General features: G+C 47.4%; 15 protein-coding genes. 9 read left to right on the top strand and 6 right to left on the bottom strand.

Going from position 1 to position 18,903, the window contains the following annotated elements:
• Window positions 1-2: 2 nt before the first annotated feature.
• Genes trpD through trpE form a run of 3 tightly spaced genes read right to left on the bottom strand, consistent with a single transcriptional unit; the run spans window position 3 to window position 3,147 of the window.
• Window positions 3-1,043, bottom strand: coding sequence for an anthranilate phosphoribosyltransferase (gene trpD / locus MJ595_RS12785; RefSeq protein WP_263078291.1), 1,041 nt, complete (start codon window positions 1,041-1,043; stop codon window positions 3-5).
• A 26-nt stretch (window positions 1,044-1,069) separates the two neighbouring features.
• Window positions 1,070-1,648, bottom strand: a complete 579-nt coding sequence (locus MJ595_RS12780; protein ID WP_263078290.1) for an aminodeoxychorismate/anthranilate synthase component II — start codon at window positions 1,646-1,648, stop codon at window positions 1,070-1,072.
• Window positions 1,639-3,147 carry an anthranilate synthase component I gene (gene trpE, locus MJ595_RS12775; RefSeq protein ID WP_263078289.1) on the bottom strand — a complete coding sequence of 503 codons (1,509 nt, stop codon included), beginning with the start codon at window positions 3,145-3,147 and terminating at the stop codon, window positions 1,639-1,641. The genes MJ595_RS12780 and trpE overlap by 10 nt, the downstream gene beginning before the upstream one ends.
• 614 nt (window positions 3,148-3,761) lie before the next feature.
• Between trpE and MJ595_RS12770 the strand changes: the two genes are divergently transcribed.
• Window positions 3,762-5,411, top strand: a complete 1,650-nt coding sequence (locus MJ595_RS12770) for an ankyrin repeat domain-containing protein (RefSeq protein ID WP_263078288.1) — start codon at window positions 3,762-3,764, stop codon at window positions 5,409-5,411.
• Window positions 5,412-5,686: 275 nt separating this feature from the next.
• Here the strand turns inward: MJ595_RS12770 and MJ595_RS12765 are convergent, their stop codons facing one another.
• Window positions 5,687-6,391, bottom strand: coding sequence for a phosphoglycolate phosphatase (locus MJ595_RS12765; protein ID WP_263078287.1), 705 nt, complete (start codon window positions 6,389-6,391; stop codon window positions 5,687-5,689).
• Window positions 6,392-6,619: 228 nt separating this feature from the next.
• Here MJ595_RS12765 and MJ595_RS12760 point away from each other — a divergent pair, with 228 nt between their 5' ends.
• Complete coding sequence (locus MJ595_RS12760) at window positions 6,620-7,486, top strand: IS1380 family transposase (protein WP_263078285.1); 867 nt, start codon at window positions 6,620-6,622, stop codon at window positions 7,484-7,486.
• Between the two features lie 195 nt (window positions 7,487-7,681).
• Here MJ595_RS12760 and MJ595_RS12755 read toward each other — a convergent pair whose 3' ends face one another.
• Window positions 7,682-9,082 carry an IS1380 family transposase gene (locus MJ595_RS12755; protein ID WP_263322433.1) on the bottom strand — a complete coding sequence of 467 codons (1,401 nt, stop codon included), beginning with the start codon at window positions 9,080-9,082 and terminating at the stop codon, window positions 7,682-7,684.
• 90 nt (window positions 9,083-9,172) lie between these two features.
• Between MJ595_RS12755 and MJ595_RS12750 the strand changes: the two genes are divergently transcribed.
• The 4 genes from MJ595_RS12750 (at window position 9,173) to MJ595_RS12735 (ending at window position 13,802) form a co-directional block, all read left to right on the top strand.
• The gene (locus MJ595_RS12750; RefSeq protein ID WP_263322504.1) at window positions 9,173-9,775 is read left to right on the top strand and encodes a transposase; all 603 of its coding nucleotides are present in this window, start codon (window positions 9,173-9,175) and stop codon (window positions 9,773-9,775) included.
• A gap of 178 nt (window positions 9,776-9,953) precedes the next feature.
• Window positions 9,954-11,165: a helix-turn-helix domain-containing protein gene (locus MJ595_RS12745; protein WP_263078284.1), complete on the top strand. Its 1,212-nt coding sequence runs from the start codon at window positions 9,954-9,956 to the stop codon at window positions 11,163-11,165.
• 225 nt (window positions 11,166-11,390) lie between these two features.
• Complete coding sequence (locus MJ595_RS12740) at window positions 11,391-12,656, top strand: SLC13 family permease (protein ID WP_263078283.1); 1,266 nt, start codon at window positions 11,391-11,393, stop codon at window positions 12,654-12,656.
• A 12-nt stretch (window positions 12,657-12,668) separates the two neighbouring features.
• The gene (locus MJ595_RS12735; RefSeq protein ID WP_263078281.1) at window positions 12,669-13,802 is read left to right on the top strand and encodes a glycerate kinase; all 1,134 of its coding nucleotides are present in this window, start codon (window positions 12,669-12,671) and stop codon (window positions 13,800-13,802) included.
• 474 nt (window positions 13,803-14,276) lie between these two features.
• Here MJ595_RS12735 and MJ595_RS12730 read toward each other — a convergent pair whose 3' ends face one another.
• The gene (locus MJ595_RS12730) at window positions 14,277-15,395 is read right to left on the bottom strand and encodes an NAD/NADP octopine/nopaline dehydrogenase family protein (protein WP_263078280.1); all 1,119 of its coding nucleotides are present in this window, start codon (window positions 15,393-15,395) and stop codon (window positions 14,277-14,279) included.
• A gap of 175 nt (window positions 15,396-15,570) precedes the next feature.
• Between MJ595_RS12730 and MJ595_RS12725 the strand changes: the two genes are divergently transcribed.
• The 3 genes from MJ595_RS12725 (at window position 15,571) to MJ595_RS12715 (ending at window position 18,880) form a co-directional block, all read left to right on the top strand.
• Window positions 15,571-16,518, top strand: a complete 948-nt coding sequence (locus tag MJ595_RS12725) for a LysR family transcriptional regulator (protein WP_263078278.1) — start codon at window positions 15,571-15,573, stop codon at window positions 16,516-16,518.
• A gap of 61 nt (window positions 16,519-16,579) precedes the next feature.
• Window positions 16,580-17,638: an MBL fold metallo-hydrolase gene (locus MJ595_RS12720; RefSeq protein ID WP_263078277.1), complete on the top strand. Its 1,059-nt coding sequence runs from the start codon at window positions 16,580-16,582 to the stop codon at window positions 17,636-17,638.
• A 393-nt stretch (window positions 17,639-18,031) separates the two neighbouring features.
• Window positions 18,032-18,880 carry a patatin-like phospholipase family protein gene (locus MJ595_RS12715; protein ID WP_263078276.1) on the top strand — a complete coding sequence of 283 codons (849 nt, stop codon included), beginning with the start codon at window positions 18,032-18,034 and terminating at the stop codon, window positions 18,878-18,880.
• Window positions 18,881-18,903: the final 23 nt, after the last annotated feature.

The following is an 18,903-nucleotide window of genomic DNA, read 5'->3' as shown; positions in this document are numbered from 1 at the left end:
GGTTACTGATCCTCGATAAATACGCTGCAGAAGCTGGCCAGCTCCTGCATTTTTTCAAGGGCGAGGCCGCTGGCAATGGTATCCCGGGCCATTGCTATGCCCTGACCTAATGTATTGGCAATACCTGCAACATAGATAGCAGCGCCACTATTCAGGGCAATTATGTCTGCCGCTTTGTGGGCATGTTGACCCTGACGCCGGCCCAGTGCATCCCTGATTAGCGCCAGGGATTCCTCTGAATCTTTAACACTGATACCAATAAGACTTTGGGAGTCGATATTAAAGTCTTCCGGCTCGATGGTGAATTCACGGACTTCGCCGTTTTTTAACTCCGCCACACAGGTTTCGCTGGCAATACTGATTTCATCCAGGCCATCCCGGGAGTGAACCACCATGACGTGATTGTTACCCAGCTCCCGGAAGACTTCCGCCAGGGGACGGCACAGTTCACGGGTAAAGACGCCAACCACCAGGTTATCCACACCTGCCGGATTGGATAAGGGGCCAAGAATATTGAACAAGGTTCGTATACCCAACGATTTACGAATACTGGCAACATTTTTCATGGCCACATGATGAGCCGGTGCAAACATAAAGCCAATGCCAACCTCCCTGATACAACGGGCTACCTCATCAGGATTCATAGCAAGGTTAACGCCTGCTTTTTCCAGCAGGTCAGCACTGCCGCTGGAGCTGGATACCCCCCGGTTACCATGTTTGGCAACATGGGCACCCGCCGCCGCCGCTACAAAAGCGGAAGCGGTTGAAACATTAAAGAGGTGGGCATCATCCCCTCCCGTACCGACAATATCCACCAAATGCCCGGCGTCCACTTCCACATGAGTGACCAGCTCCCGCAGCACTGTTGCAGCTCCGGTGATTTCATCAATACTTTCACTTTTCATTCGCAGCGCTGTGAGCAATGAGCCGATCTCAAGGTCGGTACACTGGCCTGTCATAATTTGCTGCATCACAGCGATCATTTCAGAGCGGCTCAAATCGAGGTGCTGAACAACCCTGGCAATAGCATCTTTAATATGCATTATTTAGTTTCCTGTTATTCTTGGGGCTATTGCTTGAGGAAATTAGCCAGCATGTCATGACCATATTCGGTCATGATGGATTCCGGATGAAACTGAACCCCTTCCACCGGTAAGTCCCGATGACGGATTCCCATAATTTCATCATTTTCCCCACTTTCTGTCTGTGTCCATGCGGTGACTTCCAAACAGGGAGGCAGCGTCTCTTTTTCAATAACCAGTGAATGGTATCGGGTGGTGTTAAAAGGAGTGGGCAACCCTTTAAAAACACTCTGATCCTTATGAAACACCGGTGATACCTTGCCATGCATCACTTTTCTGGCCCGAATCACCTTGCCACCATAAACCTGACCGATACTTTGATGCCCCAGGCAAACACCCAGGATCGGAATTTCACCCTGAAATCGTTGTATCACATCCATGGAAATACCGGCTTCGTTTGGTGTACAGGGGCCGGGCGATACCACGATATGCCCGGGGTTCAGCCTTTCAATATCAGCAAGGGTGATATGGTCGTTACGATGCACCTCCACCCGGGCACCCAGCTCACCAAAATATTGCACCAGATTCCAGGTGAACGAATCATAATTATCAATCATTAACAGCATGCGCTTCGCTCCTCTGGACTGCCTGTTTTCAGGCCTGTCTGGGCCATGGCTACAGCCCGGAAAACGGCCCGTCCCTTATTCATGGTTTCTTTCCACTCCAGATCCGGCCGGGAGTCAGCAACAATACCGGCTCCAGCCTGTATATGCAGCTGGCGATCTTTGATCACGGCCGTACGAATGGCAATTGCCGTATCCATATTGCCATTCCAGGCCAGATAACCCACGGCTCCGCCATAAATTCCCCGTTTTACCGGTTCCATCTCATCAATAATTTCCATTGCCCGGACTTTAGGGGCACCGCTTAGGGTTCCGGCAGGCAGGGTTGCTCTTAGTACATCCAGGGCATCCATCCCCGCTTTGAGCTGCCCAGTCACGTTAGATACCATATGCATAACATGGGAGTAACGTTCAATAGCCATTTTTTCAGTGAGTGTGACACTGCCGGTTTCAGCAACACGTCCAAGGTCATTGCGTCCCAGGTCTATCAACATCAGATGTTCAGCCAACTCTTTGGGATCATTAAGCAGCTCCTGCTCCAGGGCTTTATCGCGCACTTCCGTTTGTCCCCGTTTACGGGTACCGGCAATGGGACGAACGGTGACTTCACCCTCCTCCAGCCTGGCCAGAATTTCAGGTGAGGAACCCACCACATGGAAATCACCGAGATCCATATAATACATATACGGTGATGGGTTCGTACTTCGTAACGCCCGGTAAAGATTTAAGGGGGCACTGTCAAAAGGAATGCTCATGCGCTGGGAGAGCACCACCTGCATGGCATCTCCAGCCAATATATAGTCCCTGATTTTTTCTACGGATCGGGTAAAGTCTTCCTGACCCAGTCCAGACTGGAAATCATCCTCCCCGGCCGGGTTCAGTGAGGCCTGGACAGGCGGCTGAATATTGGCCGTATTCAGGCGGCGAACCAGTTCATCCAGCTTATGGTTGGCCTTATCAAGGGCTGCTGGTATTGACGGGTCTGCATGGGTTACCAAAATCAGTTTGCCACTCAGATTATCAAAAACCACCACATCATCAGAAACCATGAGCAGGATATCCGGCGTATTTAGTACATCCTCAGGAACAGAAGCTTTTAGTTTTGGTTCAATATAGCGGACGGTATCATAGCCAAAATAGCCCACCAGACCGCCATGAAAACGAGGCAGGCCAGGTAGCTCAGCCACTTTATAGCGCTGCTGGAATGTTTTTATAAAGCCAAGAGGATCCTCGGCAATGTGCTCCTCAACCACCTGGCCATCGGTTTCAACAAGGATCTGGTGTCCATGAACGCGAACCAAGGTTCGACAGGGCAAGCCTATCATGGAATAGCGACCCCATTTCTCTCCCCCCTGGACGGATTCCAGAAGATAGGAATAGCGGCCATTAGCCAGTTTCAGATAGGTTGTCAGTGGTGTGTCCAGATCGGCGAGGATTTCCCGGGTTACCGGTATACGGTTGTATCCCTCGCGAGCCAGGTGCGCAAAATCATCAGGCGTCATATCTGTCTCATTATATAGCTGATTGTTAACAGAAGAAGGTTATTGAGCAGGGACTCAATAGGGCATACAGGGTTCAGGCTTGACGCCAGGCACACCATCGCCAGGAAGAAGCAGGGGAAGAAATCAGGAATACGGGGGAGCACGAAGCCTTCAGGCCTCGCTGAGGTATTACGCATTGGCAGGCAGGGATGCTGCCATAAGTTTGAAAATAATTCACTGCAGTCCCTTCTCACTCGGGTTGGTTTATATGCAGTTTCCACTATGGATAATGAAGACTATATGAGAGGTCAGGGGATTGCAAATACAAATGGCTGAGTGTTTTATGAAGAGAGGGATGACCTGAGTCCGATATAACAACCATCAAACCACCTCAACCAGCCCTGAGTGTTTAGTTTCCAAGGATCTCTTCTTCTAAAACGTATAGGCTACAAATCCTGCAAGCAAGTTGCACATAAAATTGAACATAGCCTTGGCTCAAATTACCTACAAAAGTCGTCTACTTTACAAAATACATTTGTCAGCATAGTGATATTCCATCTCTAATGAGTTTGGCAGCTATACTATATAACACCAATAGTTTGCATAAGACTCATGTCAGACGTTTTATTTTTTAAATGCGTTACGTTTTATATTTCTTTCTGATTCTTATACAGTCTTTAGCTTCATACTCAGCTGATATTTTTGAACTTTGTCAGAAAGGTCGCCTGGAAGAGCTTAAAACTCTCGATATTACCGAGATACTGAATAGTAGAGACCGGTATGGAACCCCTCCTATCCATTACGCTGTTTTTGGAAACCAAGAGGAGGTTATTGACTGGCTTATAGCAAAGGGAGCTGACCTGAAAGCGGAAGATCGTGCTGGCTTAACCGTGATTCATACAGCTGCTTTTGGAGGTCACCAGTCACTTCTCGAGTCTTTGGTTGCCAGAGGATTGGAATTTACCCCTAGTAAAAATAAAATGACAGCAGTTCATTGTGCCGCCCGAGGTGGCTGTCTATCACTTCTTCAATGGCTGGTAGATCAGGGGTTGGAACTGAGGGCTACCGATAGTCAAGGACAAACAGCCGTTCATCATGTGGCTATAACTATTCCTTTAAAATGGCAGCCAGTTCTTGAATGGCTAGAAACTGAAGGTTTGGATCTGCGAGCAACTAACAGTAATGGATTAACAGTGGTTCATTTAGCTCTTAATTACTACGTGATGGAGGGAGCTCCTGAGCATCGTCGTCACGAAATGCTTGAATGGCTGGCAGATAAAGGGGTAGAACTAGGGGTTGCAGAAAATGGGGGAAAAACCGCTATTCATTATGCCGCTTTAGGAGGATACCTTATAATTCTTGAGTGGTTGGTAGCTAAAGGGTTGAATCTGGGAGCTACAGATAATGTTGGGAAAACCGCTATTCATTATGCGGCTGTAGGGGGACATCAGGCTACTCTCGAATGGTTGGAATCCAAAGGGTTGAATCTGAAAGCTACAAGCAATATGGGGAAAATAGCTGTCCATTATGCGGCTTTAGGAGGACATCAGGCCACTCTCGAATGGTTGGAATCCAAAGGGGTGGATCTGAAAGCTACAAGCAATCTGGGAGACACAGCTGTTCATTATGCAGCTTTGGGAGGGCATCAGGCCACTCTCGAATGGTTAGAATCCAAAGGGTTGGATCTGGAAGCTACAAGCAATACGGGAGACACAGCTGTTCATTATGCAGCTTCTAAAGGACGTCAGGCTATTCTCGAATGGTTAGAATCCAAAGGGTTGAATCTGGAAGCTACAGACAATGTCGGGAAACCAAATTTTCATTATGCGACTTCCAGAGGGTATCATATCATTCCTGAGAAGTTGGGATTGGATCTGGAAGCTACAAACAATGCTGGGAAAACAGCCGTTCATTATGCAGCTTCTGGAGGGCATCAGACTACTCTCAAATGGCTAGAATCCAAAGGGGTGGATCTAGGAGCTACAGACAATGCTGGGAAAACAGCTGTTCATTATGCAGCTGATGCAGGACATCAGACCACTCTCGAATGGTTAGAATCCAAAGGATTGAATCTGGGAGCTACAAACAATGCTGGAAAAACAGCTGTTCATTATGCAGCTTCTAGAGGACACCAGGCCATTCTCGACTGGTTAAAATCCAAAGGGTTAGAGTCCAAGGTGCTAAGGGCTACCAGTCATGATGAGAAGACAGCTGCCCTAAAGCTTGACGGAAAAAGCCCTGCATTACCCCAACAATCAGGGGGGCAGGCTTGTCTGTTAATGTGATAGAGGTTACCTGTACATGGATAATAGTCTGATAGAGAATGCTATATGCCCCTTTGTGATAGGCCGTAAGGCTTGGTTGTTCAGAACCAATCAGAAAGGAGCAAATAGTAATGCCAATCTTTACAGCCTGGTGAAGACTGCCAAAACCTGCGGTCTGTAGCCGTATAACTATTTGAAGAAGGTGTCTACCCGACTGCCCATAGCAAAAACACTGGCAGATATTGAACAGCTGCCGCCATGGAATCAAAACTCTTCCTAAATCACGGCAGGGTTAATTAATCGCTTACAGAGCAGATTAGTTCCGAAAGGGTTTTAACCACAAGGTCGGGATTTGATGCCTCAATAGGTTGTCCGTGATTGTAACCGTAAGGCAACCCGATGACTTTAACTCCAGCCGCCTTTGCCGCTTTGATGTCATTGCTGGAATCGCCTACCATCAACGAGTTTTCTGTGGTTGCGCCACAATGTTTCATAACATGCAACAGAGGCATAGGATGTGGTTTTTTTTCTGCCAGACTGTCACCGCCAATACTTAGCTCAAAAAAGTGATCAATCTTCATAAGCTGAAGCAACTTTTCCGTGAAGAACTCTGACTTATTGGTGACAATGGCCTGTTTCACCCCCTGGTTATTCATTGTCTCCAGAAAATCCATAACACCCGGATAAACGTGACTATGCTGACCTATTTCTATGGCATAGTGATGCTTGAAACGCTCATAGCCCTTTTCGAACAGCTGTTGATCTACTCTGCCAGGTTGGTGGCCATTCATATCATCAGCGATGGCTCTTTTCACCATCACCGGAATGCCATTTCCGACCCAAAGTCGTACTTTGTCGATGCCGGCAACAGGACGACCAAGGTCTTCCAACATCTTATCAATAGAGATAGCCAGGTCTGGCACGCTGTCAACCAGCGTACCATCAAGATCATACATCACCAGCGCAGGGGGCTGACCGTTAAATAGTTGGGATAGCTTCATTGGATATGGTTGAAAATAGATAGAATAAAGAAGCATATATTATTATTTCTATTGGGTCTCTGGAAGTCACTATATGGCTAATCCAGGCAGCCCTAATAATGCTGAATGTAGTTTCAATCAATTTTTATTAAAGAATGGTATAATTTACTCTTTTATTTAATTCCCTTTCTTAGCCCGGATATTTCATAAATAAAGGCAAGTTCCGTCCAATCTGTTGGTACGATTGGATTGACAAAAAAATGCTTCGGAAAAAGCAAACCGGAACTTGCCATGACCCAATCTACACAAGAGCAGCTTCGCTTTCATCCTTCAAATGGTAAAACTATCCGTGCGGACTTCAATGGTGGAGAGTTATCTTCAGATTTTGGGGCTCTGCTGTTACGGGAAACCATATTGCATAGCGGACTTATTTCCAGACTGACCCAGGCCATTGATGACAAGCGTCACCCATCCTACATTGACCACTCTCTGCAAAACCTCCTGGTTCAGCGAATTTTGCAAATGGCTTGCGGTTATGAGGATGCCAACGACAGCAACCGCCTCCGTAAAGACCCCATGTTAAAGCTGGCTACCGGACGAAACCCTTTGGATGATGATAACCACCTGGCTTCATCTCCCACCTACACACGGCTCGGGAAGTCCATGCGGCGCAAAGATATCTATCAAATGGCTGAAGCATTTGTGCATCATTTTATCGCCAGTTATGACTTGCCACCTATGGCTATCGTGATCGATCTTGATCACACACCGGCCATTACCCACGGATCGCAGCAAATGAATTTGTTTAATGCCAAATATCAGGACTACTGTTATCTGCCTTTGCTGATTTTTGAAGGTCTCAGTGGCAAGCTGATTACTGCCATCCTCCGTCCAGGCAAAACGCCAACAGGCAGGGAAAATGCCGCTATTATCAAGCGTGTCATCAAGCTTATCCGTAAACGGTGGCCAAAAACCCATTTGCTGGTGCGCGGGGATAGCCACTTTGCTCAACCTGAGTTAATGCATGTTGTTCAGGCTAATACTCATGCTGATTATGTGCTGGGTAAAGGTGCCGGTCACAAGACGGCCTTACGCCCTAACCCGGATATTTCATAAAGCAGCAGGCTGTCCATTCAATTTTGACTTTTCTGTGGGGGCTGCTGTTTTATCACTCTGTGACTAAAGGTCTTCAGGCTCCGACTACACCAATCTGAACATTTAACGATCAATTCTGCTTTTTTAGGCCGAATGAATACTCCAAACGTCTCTCATCTGGTTATTATTTAGGCGGGCTAAGCGTTGTGGAGGCTGCTACCCAGGCCGAGGCAACGGCATTTGATAAAATATCTCTGTTACATGCTGCAAAAGCTTCTTGAATGGGCAGCTGCTGGGTAGGTGCAGTTTGATCCGATCCTTGTACTCAACCACCTTAACCGCTACTTTGCAGAGTTTTGTGATTACCGTTGATGGCTGGGCTTTCTCCAGTTCCGTTCCTTTCAAAGCCTTGGTTCTCAGCTCGTAATGCAGAACGTAAGCCGCACAGGCATAAAACAGTCTCAAGTGATTGGCCAGAAAGGTCTGGTCTGACAGTCTGTCACCGGACAGATCACTTTTCAGGTGCTTAATGAAATTCTCATCCTGCCCTCTTGGGCAGTACAGATCCTCATAAATCACCTCTGGGGAAGCCTCTTTGATTGAGGTGACAATAAAGCGGGGATTGTCGCCTTTCTCGTTAACCTCTGCCTTATAGATTATCCGGGTATCGAGCCCTTTCCAGCTTTTAGCCTGATACTCGGCCTCACCGTACAGCCTGAGTCGTTCTGGCTCAGGCATATCGTTCAACTTGGCTAAGGCTGTTTTAACCTTGAAAGCTCGACGAGCCTCATCTAGCAACTCTTTGGCTTTAGGGCGTAAGGCCGTCTTGTGACCGGCACCTTTACCCAGCACATAATCAGCATGAGTATTAGCCTGAACAACATGCATTAACTCAGGTTGAGCAAAGTGGCTATCCCCGCGCACCAGCAAATGGGTTTTTGGCCACCGTTTACGGATAAGCTTGATGACACGCTTGATAATAGCGGCATTTTCCCTGCCTGTTGGCGTTTTGCCTGGACGGAGGATGGCAGTAATCAGCTTGCCACTGAGACCTTCAAAAATCAGCAAAGGCAGATAACAGTAGTCCTGATATTTGGCATTAAACAAATTCATTTGCTGCGATCCGTGGGTAATGGCCGGTGTGTGATCAAGATCGATCACGATAGCCATAGGTGGCAAGTCATAACTGGCGATAAAATGATGCACAAATGCTTCAGCCATTTGATAGATATCTTTGCGCCGCATGGACTTCCCGAGCCGTGTGTAGGTGGGAGATGAAGCCAGGTGGTTATCATCATCCAAAGGGTTTCGTCCGGTAGCCAGCTTTAACATGGGGTCTTTACGGAGGCGGTTGCTGTCGTTGGCATCCTCATAACCGCAAGCCATTTGCAAAATTCGCTGAACCAGGAGGTTTTGCAGAGAGTGGTCAATGTAGGATGGGTGACGCTTGTCATCAATGGCCTGGGTCAGTCTGGAAATAAGTCCGCTATGCAATATGGTTTCCCGTAACAGCAGAGCCCCAAAATCTGAAGATAACTCTCCACCATTGAAGTCCGCACGGATAGTTTTACCATTTGAAGGATGAAAGCGAAGCTGCTCTTGTGTAGATTGGGTCATGGCAAGTTCCGGTTTGCTTTTTCCGAAGCATTTTTTTGTCAATCCAATCGTACCAACAGATTGGACGGAACTTGCCTTTATTTATGAAATATCCGGGCTAAAGCCAAAGAGTTGCTAGATGAGGCTCGTCGAGCTTTCAAGGTTAAAACAGCCTTAGCCAAGTTGAACGATATGCCTGAGCCAGAACGACTCAGGCTGTACGGTGAGGCCGAGTATCAGGCTAAAAGCTGGAAAGGGCTCGATACCCGGATAATCTATAAGGCAGAGGTTAACGAGAAAGGCGACAATCCCCGCTTTATTGTCACCTCAATCAAAGAGGCTTCCCCAGAGGTGATTTATGAGGATCTGTACTGCCCAAGAGGGCAGGATGAGAATTTCATTAAGCACCTGAAAAGTGATCTGTCCGGTGACAGACTGTCAGACCAGACCTTTCTGGCCAATCACTTGAGACTGTTTTATGCCTGTGCGGCTTACGTTCTGCATTACGAGCTGAGAACCAAGGCTTTGAAAGGAACGGAACTGGAGAAAGCCCAGCCATCAACGGTAATCACAAAACTCTGCAAAGTAGCGGTTAAGGTGGTTGAGTACAAGGATCGGATCAAACTGCACCTACCCAGCAGCTGCCCATTCAAGAAGCTTTTGCAGCATGTAACAGAGATATTTTATCAAATGCCGTTGCCTCGGCCTGGGTAGCAGCCTCCACAACGCTTAGCCCGCCTAAATAATAACCAGATGAGAGACGTTTGGAGTATTCATTCGGCCTAAAAAAGCAGAATTGATCGTTAAATGTTCAGATTGGTGTAGTCGGAGCCTGAAGACCTTTAGTCACAGAGTGATAAAACAGCAGCCCCCACAGAAAAGTCAAAATTGAATGGACAGCCTGCTGCTTTATGAAATATCCGGGTTAGTTTTTTCTATGCCTGTTTATCTCAGTGAATCTGTTGCCCAGCGGATAGTTGACCGAACCATGGCTATCATTGGCCACAATGTCAATGTGATGGATCGTAGGGGTGTCATTATTGGTACAGGTGATAATAAGCGGCTTCACACGGTCCATGAGGGTGCAGTGCAGGTACTTACCTCTGGCCAGTCCTGTGATATTTATGAAGATACGGATAATAGTATGAGTGGAGCCCGTATAGGGATTAACCGACCTGTCCGTTTTCGGGGGGAAATCGCAGGTGTCATTGGTATCTCGGGGAATCCCGCTGAAGTTTCACAGTTTGCTGATTTAGTGGTAATGACTGCCGACCTGATGATAGAAAATGCTGCGGTGATGTCAGAGAATCATTGGAGTATGCGTCAACGTGAAAATATCATTTCTGAAATGATTCATGGTGAGGCAGAGCGGGATTCGTTATTCAGTATCCGAACACGACAGTTTGGCATTAATCCCAACCTGCCCAGGGTGGCCATTCTGGTTAGTATAAAAAACAGCCAGAATGATAGCCTTTCTGTTGATGAGGTGGAGCATATTCAATATTTGCTCCGTAAGGGCCATCCTGATGACCTGGTGGCTTTAATTTGCCCCTCCGAATCCATTATTCTCCACCCGGTGAGCCTGAAGGAACAGTGGCACCCGGATCAGCTGGAGGGTTACCTTGAAGCCCTTCAGTCGCGACTTAGAGGTCTTCGGCGGATTGAGTTCAAAATTGCTGTAGGCCGTTATATCAAAGGACTGCCGGGTATTCCGTTATCATATCAAAGTGCCCAGGAAGCCTTTCAGCTGGGGACACAGCTTGCCCCGGAAAAGTCAGTTTACCGTTATGCTGATTTTCAGCTGGATAGCCTGATGCTTGATTTGCTGCATTCCTGGAAAGGGAAGGAGTTACAGAATCATATCCAACCTTTACTGGATACGGATATTAAGGGAACCCTGAGAAAAACACTCAGGGTCTTTATTGATGCCCAGGCGCATCCAGGACTGACTGCTGAAAAACTGCATATCCATCGCAATACCCTGGCGTATCGCCTTGAGCAAATTCAGATATTAACTCGAAGAAACCCAAAAGACTTCAGTGATTTGCTTTTGCTTCACTTTGCCTTGCGAATGCATGAGTTAAAGGAGTATCAGCGATTATAATTACTTTGATAAAAGGCTTTTGCTGATGTCAACAGTCTTTTTTCTGTGTTTGTGGACAGTAAAAGTTGTGTAAATAAGATAAGAGCACACCTATTTGTGCGAACGCACAAAAAAGTGCCAGAATTTCACTCAATATCCGGTCATGCTGACGATAGCTTTATGGTCAAATAGCCTGATAATAACCGGCACTAAAGTATTTGAACAATTGTGTCGGTTAACAAAAAAATGATTCAAATCACCACCCTCGGTGCATTGAGTGGACTTGCCATTTCCATTGGATTGATTCTCAGAAAAGTGCCTCCTGCCTACGGTATGATGATAGGTGCGTTATTAGGGGCTCTGATTGGCCTTGCCAGTTTGGGGGATAGTGTTGTCTTAATGATTAATGGGGTAAAAGGCATTACCCCTTCTATACTAAGAATTCTGGCTGCCGGGGTGCTGGCTGGTGTATTGATTGAATCCGGTGGTGCCGGTGTCATTGCGGAAAAAATTGTAGATGCAGTGGGTGAAGCCAGGGCCGTGATTGCCTTGATTCTGGCCACAGCACTATTAACGGCAGCAGGTGTTTTTGTTGATGTTGCTGTTATCACTGTGTCGCCTATTGCCCTGGCCATTGCCCGTCGTGCGAACCTTTCTGTTTTGTCGGCTTTGGTAGCAATGATAGGAGGGGGTAAGGCTGGCAATATTATTTCACCCAATCCTAATACCATTGCCGCTTCAGACGCATTTCACCTGTCCCTGACTGATGTCATGATGGCGAATATTATTCCAGCGCTGGTTGGGCTTGTTATAACGTATTTTGTTGCCAGGACGTTAGTCAATAAAGGGACTATGATTAAAGCTGAACCGGCAGCAGACAAAATGGAAGATGTTAATCGTCCAGGTTTGCTGGCAGCACTCACTGCTCCTTTGGTTGCAATCGGTATGTTGGCGCTAAGACCTATTGTCGGCATTACTATTGACCCCATGATTGCCTTGCCCGTAGGTGGTGTTGCCGGAGTCCTGGCTATGGGACGTATCCGTGATGTCAACCGCTTTGCCGTTGGTGGGCTACAGCGAATGAGCGGCGTTGCTATTATGTTGATTGGCACCGGCACTCTGGCGGGAATTATTGCCAATTCCGGATTAAGTGATTCTTTAGTCAGCTTACTTAAGGTATCCGGTCTGCCTGCTTATTTGCTGGCTCCCCTCAGCGGTATGATGATGTCGGCAGCGACGGCATCAACAACCGCGGGTACAGCTGTGGCATCCAATGTGTTTGGGCCGATTATTCTGCAGCTGGGTATTCCTTCCCTGGGAGCAGCGGCAATGATGCATGCCGGTGCTACAGTTCTTGACCATATGCCCCACGGTAGTTTTTTCCATTCCACCGGTGGCAGCGTGGGCATGAATATTCGGGAGCGCCTGAAGGCGGTACCTTATGAGACGCTGATTGGCTTTAGCATGACCGTTACAGCAACATTGCTTTATGGTGTATTTAATTTCGGATAAAGGATGTAACGAATGAAAATTATTATTGCACCAGACTCCTTTAAGGAAAGTTTAACCGCAGCACAGGTTGCCCAGGCCATTGAGAATGGTTTTCGCAAAGTGTTGCCTGATGCCGAGTACGTCAGGATTCCTGTGGCTGATGGAGGGGAAGGGACACTTCAGTCACTGGTAGACGCTACCGGTGGCCGAATCATTGACCAGACAGTAACGGGACCATGGGGAAAGTTGCGGGTGGCTGGTTTCGGCTTGCTTGGCGACGGGCTGACGGCAGTGATTGAAATGGCCCGTGCTTCAGGGCTGGAGCTGGTTGCTCCGGAAAACCGTAACCCTCTTTACACCACCTCTTTTGGTACCGGGCAACTGATTCGTGGAGCCCTGGGCATGGGAGTCAAACGGATTATTGTGGGTATTGGCGGTAGTGCCACTAATGATGGTGGTGCCGGTATGATGCAGGCCCTGGGGGTTCGTTTTCTGGATAAGGCAGGGAATGAGCTTCCTGCGGGTGGCGCAGCCTTGGCGGATCTTGCTGACATTGATATCAGTAATGTTGACCCCCGCCTGGAGCACGTTGAGTTTATTGCTGCCTGTGATGTGGATAATCCCCTCACCGGAGATAATGGTGCTTCAGCTATTTTCGGCCCGCAAAAAGGCGCAACGCCGGAAATGGTTGAGCAATTGGATCAGGCACTGGCTAATTACGCACGGGTACTGAACAAAGTGCTGGGCTGTGATGTAGAAGCCACTCCCGGTGCTGGTGCCGCGGGCGGTATGGGCGCTGGCCTACTGGCTTTTATGAACGCCACATTAAAACCCGGTATTGACATAGTCATGGAGGCCGTTTCACTGGCCAGTCATTGTGATAGTGCAGATCTGGTGATTACCGGTGAAGGTCGTATTGATGGGCAGACTGCCCAGGGAAAAACACCTATTGGTGTCGCCAGAGTCGCCAAGCAGTTCGAACTGCCGGTGATTGCCTTATGTGGCTGTGTTGGCAATGGCGCGGAAGGGGTTCATCAGTATGGTATTGATGCCTTGTTTCCTGTTGTTCATGGTGCGGCCACTCTTGAAGAGGCCTTCTCCAGGGGGGGAGATAACCTTGAGCGGGAAGCCCGTAATGTAGCGGCTGTCTATAGCCTGGGAAAGTAGCTGTATTAACGATTTCTGCCAATAGACGGTTCTCGTTTATTGGCAGAAAAAGAATGGTATACGCCGAGGGAAACTTTAATTTACTCATATCACTATCCGGGAAAAATTAAACGCCCTCTCATTAGGGGCTGTTGATGTTTTATCACGTGCTCAGCCAAAGCCAGCGCTTTCATGGCTAGGCGTAGCAGCGCAGGAATAACCTAAAGGTCACACGTGCTCATGCCTTTCAAGCTGCTGCAACGACGGTACGGAAGCGCTGGCTTTTGGCCCTTCGGGTGGCTCGTAAAGCGGCCTTCCGACTGCGTTAAACTGGCTTGGCGTAGAATAACTACGCGCTGCACCAGTTCGCCTTGCGTAAGGCCGCTTTACGAACCACTGAGCTAGCGATAAAACATCAACAGCCCCTAGAAGCTGGTTATGATCTTTCGCCATTGGCAATAGATCATAAATAGCTTGTTAGAAAGGGAGAGAGGCTCAGGCGACCATGGTCATGATTTCTTCCACAGAAAGATGTTCCAGCCCCATAGCTGCCAGATTTCGACCGGTTTTCATGTAGTCCGTATGGTTGTAAGCATTATCAATGGTCAGGCAAGCATCAATCATGGGAATAGAGGTATTTGTCAGGCGTGCAAACTCTTTACAGGGAACCAGAAGATAGGCAGCATCCTCAGTGATATAGCGATGGCTGGCATTATCCGGAGCAGAGTTTATTTTGCCGTGGGTTTCGGATGTGCGGTTAACTTCATAGACTGTTTTGCAATCCATGGCATAGAGGCTGTTCATGGCCTCAAGTTCCGGAACCAACTCCAGGTTCATGGCGTTGCCAATTTGCAGCCGTTCTTCTTCCATCACTGCGGCGGCCCGTGCAGTGGCTTCAGAACAGCAATCTTTGTAGTAATTAAAATCTCCCTTAAAGTTTTCCAGCAATCCCATGTTTAGGGTTGTCAGCAATGGATGACCACCGAAGTTTATATTTTCAAGCCCCGCTGCTATTACATTTTCCAGCGGTTTCATGGGAAGGGGCATAATAGGGGACAGGCGATCCAATACTTCCTGATTACGGCTGGCTGGCAGGGCTGAAAAAGGCAGATATTCCTTGATCCCCATAATGGCCACTTCAGCAGGCCCACTGATTCGGCAGGCCCATGGGATAGAAATGGCATCAACAAAGGTAATATCCAGCGTATAACCATTGTCTTGCATATGTTTTTTTAATGCCAGTGAGCCGTAGTTGCCAGGCATCATAACCAGCATTTGACCGTCTTTCAGGTGGGGTAACATGGCGTCAAAGAGGGGTATCTGGGCAAAGGATGGCACCGGAAGAACAAGAATATCGGAGAAGCTCACCGCTTCCCTGATATTGTTGGTGACGGTATGAACTTTGCTGAAACCGGAAAAGCTTAGAGTGACACCATTCAGGGAATCAATGGCATGGATTCCACCTTTTGCTTTTATATCCTGTAAAGGTGCATCAAATCCTGGAGCACCGTAAAGGCATACATCAGCACCATTGCGACTAAAATGATAGGCCGCTGTCAGTCCGGCATTACCTGAACCAATAACCGTTACACGCTGTGCGCTTGATTTACACATAAATGACAACCTGAATTGTATCTAAAACGAGAAGGTTGCCCGGGCCAAAATTCCTTCTTTTGTTGCATAAATACTATAAGGCGTTAACCCGGCAGGTCTAATCAGACTATCGGGGAAGGTCATAACAAAATGTTATAGAATTACCATTTCTTCACACTCTGATCCTTTTTTCAAAATGAAATTCAAACAGCTCAGTGCTTTTCGAGCCATTATGCACTGTGGGACAGTGACCGCCGCAGCAAGGGCTTTGCATATTACCCAACCCGCAGTAACCCGATTGCTACACAGTCTTGAGGACCAAACAGGGTTTCCATTATTTGAGAGAATCAGTGGCAGGCTGGTGCCCACTGATGAAGGTCGTGCTTTTTTTTATGAGGTTGAAAAATCGTTTATTGGTCTTGAGCAACTGGAAAAGAGCGCTAAAGCAATAAGGGAGCGACCTTCCGGTATTTTTCATATTGCCAGTATGCCCATGCTTTCCCTCAGTGTGATTCCGGAGGTTATCGGGAAGATGGACAATGGCTCCCTGAAAACACTGTTACGAAATTATCGCTCAGACCAGGTGTTACAAGTGATAGAGGTGGGAGGATGCGACCTGGGATTTGCCATTCTGGATGAAGCAAAAGGAATTAATGGGGAATGCCTTCGTTTTGAGGGCGACATGTGTTGCCTGTTGCCTGAAAATAGCAGTCTGCATGAACTGCCCGTGATATACCCTGAGCATCTGGATGCATGTCCACTGGTTTGCTACGAACATGCTGAACCCCAGGATATGATTGATCAGGTTTTCAAGCAGCAGGGAGTCGCTTATAAACCGGCAGCTGAGGCCTCCTTTGCCATGAGTGTGGGGGCTTTAGTGGCAGCGGGTGTAGGGTATGGTATTGTTGATCCTTTTACAGCTATTCACTTCAGTCGCTTTGGTTTGTCATTTAAACCCTTCAAGCCAGCACTGCACTTTCATTTTGATATCTTGTTTCCGGCAGGTTACCCTTTGTCGTCATCAGCGAGTAATTTTCTTAAGCTGTTTTTTAAAACGGTGAAAGATGAGGGTATTTGTTATCGGTTGATTCCAGTGTCACATGGTAATCTTATTGAAAAGGTGTTAAGGACTATTGACGTTTGATTAGTATATGTAATGTCATTGAGCAGGTACTTAAGCACGTAAGAATAATAGGTATAAGTAAGTGATAAAAGTCATTACCGGGTTATTGTTGTTTCCTGCCATTTTGGTGTTGGTGTTTTTAGTTGCCTGTTCCACTGGTGGCTACAAAGGCCCCGTGTCTGACCATTTTGATGGTAAACATTTTGTTAATCAGGAGCCAACCAGGGACAAAACACTAAAAGATGTTTTACGTTGGCGCCTGAATCGCGAGGAAACGGGTTCCTGGGAACGGCGGGAAAAGAACTTGGGCAGTGTTAAGCTTCCTGCCTCTTATCCAAAGGGGGTTCTGGCAACGTTCATTAATCACTCCACGGTACTGGTTCAGATTGATGGCCTGAATATTCTCACAGACCCGGTCTGGTCTGAACGAGTTAGCCCTATCTCCTTTATAGGCCCCCGCCGTTATCATCCACCCGCTCTAGCTATCGAAGAACTGCCCCCCATAGATGCAGTGGTGATATCACATAATCATTATGACCATATGGATCTTGCTACGCTGAAAAAGCTAGAGCAGCATTCCCGGCCTCTTTTTATTGTGGGCCTTGGCAACCAGGAGTTACTGGAACAGGAAAAACTCACCCGGGTTGTTGAACTGGACTGGTGGCAAGAACTGAGTCTGACACCTTCGGTTTCTGTGGTGGGAACACCTGCCCAGCATTGGTCTACCAGAACACAGCTGGATAGAAATAAAACTCTCTGGCTGGGCTATTTAATTAAAAGCGACCAGCACCGTGTTTTTTTTGCAGGTGATACCGGGATGGGGCCGCACTTTGAACAAATTAGAGCGCGTTACGGTGCGATTGATCTTTCCTTATTGCCTATTGGGGCTTACTTGCCTCGCTGGTTTATGAAAGACAATCATCTGTCACCGGATGATGCCCTGCAAGCCCATCATTTGCTGGATTCCAAGCAGAGTATGGCAATCCACTTTGGTACTTTTAACCTGGGAGATGATGGTCAGTTTAGTGGTGCAGAGCGCCTTAAAAACTTATTATCCCAGCCTGATAATGAAGGGGCGGTATTTATGATTCCATCTCCGGGAGGCCAGGTCATGGTATCAGCAGCTTCTCAACCCGATTAATGGCTGAAAGGGTGAAACTATTTTTGTCAGATTTTAACAGTTCCGGGTAAAGCGCACTTTAGAAGCCGCTTCACTCACTGAGCCGGATATAAAAATCCGGCTGTCACATTAGGGGGCTTTCTCAATTAGTCATGAGACCCGTTCCTCACACAGGCATTCAGGCAAGGCGTACGACGCAGGGCAGGGTGGTTCCCTGTTCAAGTCGTACAACGCGGCATGAATGCCTGTGTGAGGAACCCGAAGGGCCAGCCGTGATGAGCGCCATGCCGCGTTGCTCACTGCTTATGTGGAACAACCACACTGCGCAGTTCGCGCCTAGCCTGGCGCTCATCACGACTGGCTGGTCACATGTCTAATTGAGAACGCCCCCTAGTTATGGTTTAGGAAGATGTCGTGTACCAAAGTATTAGCCATAGCAATCCGCAGTACCAATTAGGGTTAACACTCTCTGGTGGAGGGGCCAAATGTATGGCTCATATTGGCTTGTTACAGTATCTGGCAGAGTATGGCGTGGAGCCGGATATTATATCTGGAACCAGTGGCGGTGCGTTAATCGGGGCAATGTATGCTGCGGGCCATAAACCGGCCTATATACTGGATTTTTTCCTTAAGACCCGAATGTTTAGTTTCCACCACCTCTCATTTAATAAAATGGGTATTATTCATACAGAAAAAATGATCCCTTACCTTAAGCCCTACTTCCCTAGTGACTGTTTTGAGGCATTAAAAAAGCCACTCTACACCATTGTAACTGACCTTCAACAGCCTGATATGATGGTCTTTAATTCTGGCCCCCTGATCCGGCCTCTGCTTGGTTCAGCTGCATTTCCTGGTATGTTTACGCCTGTAGAGTGGCAGGGTGCCGTTATGGCGGATGGAGGAATTGTCAATAATTTCCCGGCGCACCTGATCAGGGATCTTTGCCATTTTCAAATTGGCATGCATCTAAGCCCTGTAAAGCCTATGGACAATAAGCCATTTAAAAATACCATTGATCTGCTGGATCGGGTTTATGATATCTATAGCGTCTCCCAGGTGGTTGATGAACTTGGACTACCAGATGTCCTGCTTGAGCCTGACGGGATAGAAAAATACGGTGCTTTTTCTGTTAAAAATGATGAACTTGAGGAGTTATTTGATTTAGGGTATGAGTGCGCCAGGTGTTATTTTGAAAATGAAGGAAAAAGCTGGTTTGCTGAAGTGATGAATTCAGTTATTAAAAGACCTGCATGGATGGCTTAATGCCATCTATTGCAAATTTCCCT

Origin of the sequence: Endozoicomonas sp. Mp262 (assembly GCF_025643335.1) — a bacterium.
Lineage (GTDB): Bacteria > Pseudomonadota > Gammaproteobacteria > Pseudomonadales > Endozoicomonadaceae > Endonucleibacter.
Note: the sequence above shows the minus strand (reverse complement) of the source record. Positions and strands in the feature narration are given on the sequence as shown.

What these genes read in the sequence shown, in the direction of transcription:
- MJ595_RS12780 (WP_263078290.1), bottom strand. Translation starts at nt 1,648, where the DNA reads ATGCTGTTAATGATTGATAATTATGATTCGTTCACCTGGAATCTGGTG.
- trpE (WP_263078289.1), bottom strand. Translation starts at nt 3,147, where the DNA reads ATGACGCCTGATGATTTTGCGCACCTGGCTCGCGAGGGATACAACCGT.
- MJ595_RS12770 (WP_263078288.1), top strand. Translation starts at nt 3,762, where the DNA reads ATGCGTTACGTTTTATATTTCTTTCTGATTCTTATACAGTCTTTAGCT.
- MJ595_RS12745 (WP_263078284.1), top strand. Translation starts at nt 9,954, where the DNA reads ATGGACAGCCTGCTGCTTTATGAAATATCCGGGTTAGTTTTTTCTATG.
- MJ595_RS12730 (WP_263078280.1), bottom strand. Translation starts at nt 15,395, where the DNA reads ATGTGTAAATCAAGCGCACAGCGTGTAACGGTTATTGGTTCAGGTAAT.
- MJ595_RS12725 (WP_263078278.1), top strand. Translation starts at nt 15,571, where the DNA reads ATGAAATTCAAACAGCTCAGTGCTTTTCGAGCCATTATGCACTGTGGG.
- MJ595_RS12755 (WP_263322433.1), bottom strand. Translation starts at nt 9,082, where the DNA reads ATGACCCAATCTACACAAGAGCAGCTTCGCTTTCATCCTTCAAATGGT.
- MJ595_RS12735 (WP_263078281.1), top strand. Translation starts at nt 12,669, where the DNA reads ATGAAAATTATTATTGCACCAGACTCCTTTAAGGAAAGTTTAACCGCA.
- MJ595_RS12740 (WP_263078283.1), top strand. Translation starts at nt 11,391, where the DNA reads ATGATTCAAATCACCACCCTCGGTGCATTGAGTGGACTTGCCATTTCC.
- MJ595_RS12765 (WP_263078287.1), bottom strand. Translation starts at nt 6,391, where the DNA reads ATGAAGCTATCCCAACTATTTAACGGTCAGCCCCCTGCGCTGGTGATG.
- trpD (WP_263078291.1), bottom strand. Translation starts at nt 1,043, where the DNA reads ATGCATATTAAAGATGCTATTGCCAGGGTTGTTCAGCACCTCGATTTG.